The organism is Nitrososphaera sp. (assembly GCF_050748925.1).
GTDB lineage: Archaea > Thermoproteota > Nitrososphaeria > Nitrososphaerales > Nitrososphaeraceae > Nitrososphaera.
The window spans coordinates 1-4,121 of sequence record NZ_JBOGQF010000146.1; the positions used below are offsets into that span (position 1 = coordinate 1).

General features: G+C 51.3%; 3 protein-coding genes, 1 tRNA gene and 2 pseudogenes. 4 read left to right on the forward strand and 2 right to left on the reverse strand.

The genetic code is table 11. The annotated features are described in order from the left end of the window. From ACREAY_RS10275 to ACREAY_RS10290, 4 genes and pseudogenes are all read left to right on the forward strand, one after another. Positions 1-195, forward strand: a pseudogene (locus tag ACREAY_RS10275) (iron-containing alcohol dehydrogenase); the annotation flags it as partial. A 277-nt stretch (positions 196-472) separates the two neighbouring features. Then, positions 473-1,066, forward strand: coding sequence for an SRPBCC family protein (locus ACREAY_RS10280; RefSeq protein ID WP_431755683.1), 594 nt, complete (start codon positions 473-475; stop codon positions 1,064-1,066). A 74-nt stretch (positions 1,067-1,140) separates the two neighbouring features. Further along, positions 1,141-1,235: transfer RNA gene (locus tag ACREAY_RS10285), tRNA-Lys, on the forward strand. 211 nt (positions 1,236-1,446) lie between these two features. Next, positions 1,447-2,826: a polysaccharide deacetylase family protein gene (locus ACREAY_RS10290; RefSeq protein WP_431755684.1), complete on the forward strand. Its 1,380-nt coding sequence runs from the start codon at positions 1,447-1,449 to the stop codon at positions 2,824-2,826. Between the two features lie 246 nt (positions 2,827-3,072). On the opposite strand, the gene ACREAY_RS10295 is transcribed toward ACREAY_RS10290, so the two are convergent. Both ACREAY_RS10295 and ACREAY_RS10300 read right to left on the reverse strand, forming a co-directional pair. Then, on the reverse strand, positions 3,073-3,366 hold the full coding sequence (locus ACREAY_RS10295; protein ID WP_431755685.1) for a hypothetical protein: 294 nt from the start codon (positions 3,364-3,366) through the stop codon (positions 3,073-3,075). 25 nt (positions 3,367-3,391) lie between these two features. After that, positions 3,392-4,121 (reverse strand): annotated as a pseudogene (locus ACREAY_RS10300) (hypothetical protein); the annotation flags it as partial.

Here is a 4,121-nt window from a genome sequence, read left to right on the forward strand (position 1 = left end):
GTCTACTACAAGCGGTTCAAGGAAATCGCGCAAAAGCTGAAATTCGAACCATTAAAGCTAAAGCAGCCGCTGGACGCGGCTGCGGACGTCATCATGCCGGACAAGGGCCACCTGGACAACAACCCGATCCCGGTGACCAAGCCGGACGTGGTAAAGTGCCTGGACGAAATCGTGAACGCCAACCCGCTGGCCTAACCCCTTCGGCCCTTCGCTCTTTCTGTAAACCGTGTGTGCGCGTTTCCAGTGGAAAACGGCAATTCGGTTACTTCTTCTATGCAAGCCACATCCTTGGACAAATTGTGTGGTAAAAGGCTCTACCGTCAAATGCAGAGAGCAAACCCTGATCCACTGGAAGGTGCAGAAAAATCGCGTTTACATCTAATCCCTGCAGTTTTTGATTGTGGTAAGTAAAAAATGACTGCTTACCTTACTGTCAAAACCTTTAAATTCAGATTGGCGAGTTGTTTTCCTAATGACAGTTATAAAGAAGAGCGTGGAAATCAATGCTCCTGTCACCGAGGCATTCACTTATTTTGCAAGGCCGGAGCACATGGCTGACCAGTTCCCAGAAAACATGGGGCTGAACGTCATTCCAGTAAACGTAAAGAACGGCTTTGGCGTTGGAACAATTTTCAGGATCAGCGGCGATTTCGACGGCAAGAGGCTCGAGTGGGACTGCGAGACTATAGAATACATCCCGCTTCGCAAGATCGTTGCAAAAATGATCGAGGGTCCCTTCAAGAGGTGGCAGATAACGGCCAGCTTTGACGAGCTGGGCGAGAAAAAGAGCAAGGTCTCGCTCGACGTCGACTATGACATGCCGATGGGCCCGCTTGGCGGATTCCTCGACAAGGTCAAGCTGAGCAAGATTGCCGAGCGCGGCATGGAAAACGGCCTGCTGCGCGTAAAGGCGCTCCTCGAAGGCACCGGCTCCATCCCTGTCTACATCACCCTTGACGCCTATAGGCACATCTTGGCCGAAAAGCAGGCGATGAACTGCTCCACGTCTGAGGCAATAGTCAAGATAATCAAAGACAGGCAGGAAGCTCTGGCCAAGTCGGCCTAGAGCCTTCTCCCCTCCCTTTCTTCCGCTTTCTTGTTGTTTACGTTTAAATAACGCATTTCTCAAAAAACTTTTGCGGGTTCGTAGCTCAGCCAGGTAGAGCGTTTGGCTCTTAACCAATCAGCCTAAAAACTGGGTTAAAATGTCGTGGGTCCGAATCCCACCGAACCCGCATCTCTAACTCCCTATTTTAGGGATTCCTCCCCAGCCATGACGACACAAAAGCAATGATGCAGGCGCCCCATATCGACGCACTCGACATCTTCTTGAACTCTATGCATTGGTCAGCTGCAAACGGCGTTCGATTGAATTTCATGTTGCTTCCGGAACGACTATAACGACATACTATTAGGCGCGGATCTAAAATACAGCAGTTAGCCGTCTTGAGATCCCGCGAGGTCCTCTACATTGTTGTTATCGCGACAGGAACGGCACTTTTTGTAATCGCAATAGGAACGTCCATCTTGGGTCCTTTCATTATAAACACCATCTTTACGGCAGATGAAAACGCATATGTCCTGATGGAGAATATCAACGGCACGGAAAGGTTGCGCCTGTATTCGGGCATGAAGGCACACGTTGAATATATCAGCAGCCAGTCGAGCCTTGCCGGACAAGAGATAGACACCATTCAGTTGAGATTAGAAAAGAAAGGTTCTCCAACTGGACTGGCTGCTGTCGGGGTGTTTGACAGCAATCTGACACTAGTGAAACTTTTTGGGTCGATAGATGCAGGGGCAGTTGAAACAGAGTACAAAGACTATTCTTTTACTCTTGGTATTTTTGACAAAGGGTACGTGCTGCAGCCAGGAGACGGCGTCGGGATTCTTTATGATGGAGGGGATGACGATAACCGTCTCGGCATCACAATGGATGCGGCAGGGCTATTTGACGGTAGGAAAACTTTCCACAGGTCTTACGAGCAACGGGAAAACCGGTGGGTGAGCCAGCTGGACGCCGATCTGAACATGAAGTTGACAAGCAAGCGTGCACCGCTTGCGCAACCGGCCAAGTATGTCATGATACATTTTGACGACGGCTTTCAGAGCCAATACAACCACGCCTACCCTGTCCTTGAGCAATATGGCCTGAAAGGCACGTTCTGGATAGTTTGCGACTATGCTAATTCAACGAGAGATGGATATGTGAATTGGAAACAAGTTGACCAATTGGTATCTGATGGTCAAGACATCCAGAACCATGGAATGACCCACGCCCGCCTGCCGACGCTGACGAACGAGCAGGTTACCATAGCTGTTCGTGATTGCAAAGAGATGGTAATACAACATGGCTCAACAGGAGATGCATTTGCCATCCCATTCAACGAGGGAGATGAAGACCCAAGAATAGTTGGCATTATCAGCAACTTCCACGCCTACGGTAAAGGGTCGGGTGGCGCCCCGCAACCCGCGGACTGCGGAGGTAGCTGCGAAATATCAAACGCCGATGGGACATACAACAAAAGCAACAGGTACACGATGGCGCAATGGTCACACGACGCCTACAGCAGAAACGGTAACATGACAGAGCAGCAGATGCTGGACGGCTTTGTAAAGACGGTAAACTTGGGAGAGGTTGATGCAGAAGGCGGCATCGTAAACATACCGATAATCATGTACCATAGGATAAACGAAGGAGGGACAAGCCCGTCGGCGTCGCTGTTTGCAGCAGAGATGCAATATCTGCGCGACAAAGGATTTAGGACGATTGGCATGGATGACATAACATATGACCCGCAGGAAAAAAAATTCAGGCTGAGGTAATAGCAGACAGTGCTTTCCTTCCGGCATCTTCACTAGCAAACGCAAAAACTTAAGCTAACATCCATCTATAATCAATGGAATCCCGAGAAAAGCACTCCAAAGAACGACAAACCACCGAACCCGCTACCTTATACCACTAGCGCGCGTTTCCAGTGGAAACATGGCAAAATAATTATTCTTTTATACTGCCTGTAGTAAACATCATGCTGCAAAGCCCAAGAGCTTTAAAAATTCTCTAACGTGCTTTCACTTTCTACTGCCGCTCTTCTTGAGCTTGGCGCCTTTCTTCCACCTTCTCTGCTCTGCCTTTGGCACCATCCGGAACCCGCTCGGGACCCTCGCGCCGTCAGGTATTTCGTGTACGCACTTGCATGCGGCGTTTGGCGGCACTGTCCCCGGGCGCAGCTCGCAGCGGACCTCGTTTGCGTGGGTAAAGCCCATCTTGGAACACACGGTGACGTGCTGGGGCGTGCCTGCACTTTTGCACGTGCCGTCTACGGTGGTGGCTATCAGCGCGTGCATGTGGTAATATTCCGTCATGCAAGCCCGGCGACTCTTGATTGATTTATACTTGTTGTCGTGATTTTTTGAACGGCACCCGGGGAAACGTGATCTTTATGGGGTGCCTGAACGCGGGATGGGTCATGACGATCTCGCCCTTGTTGAGCCTGACAATGTTCCCCCTTGTGTGCTCGCTTATCATGCCGTAGGAAGGTGCCGCAAGCTCGGCCGGGCCCAGCTTGGCAAACATGTGCGTGCCGGTGTTTTCATGCAGGGCGCCGTCAACCGCGCTCTTGAACTGCTGGGCGGAAAAAAGCACGGTATTCCTTGACTTGCCGGCAATGACTGTCCTCATTATCTGCTCGGCGGTGGCAGACATCCTCTTCATGCCGGGGACAGAGCTTGGCAGGAACCTGTTTATCTCGTCTATGAATATGAGCATGTACTTGGCCGTCTTGCCGGGCCCCTTTCCAGTCAGGCTCTTGGCCGCATACATCTCGTCTACGGCGTGCATTACGTCTCCGACCACCAGCGACTGCTCCTCAAGCGTCGGGAGCCTGGCGATGTCGATGACGTACACCTGCCCCGCCATGATCTTCTTTACCTCGTCTCCAAGGTATGCGCTAGTCTTGCGCCTGTCGACAAAAAGGGTAGACTTTCTAAACTTTTGCAGGTAGCCAAGGAAATGCGCAAGAATTGACCTGTGCGCGACAACCTCCTCCGGATAGCCGGAAAATCCTGCCAGGTCGCTCCACGTCGCGACATTGCCCGGGCCGTCCTTGACCGGCCACGAC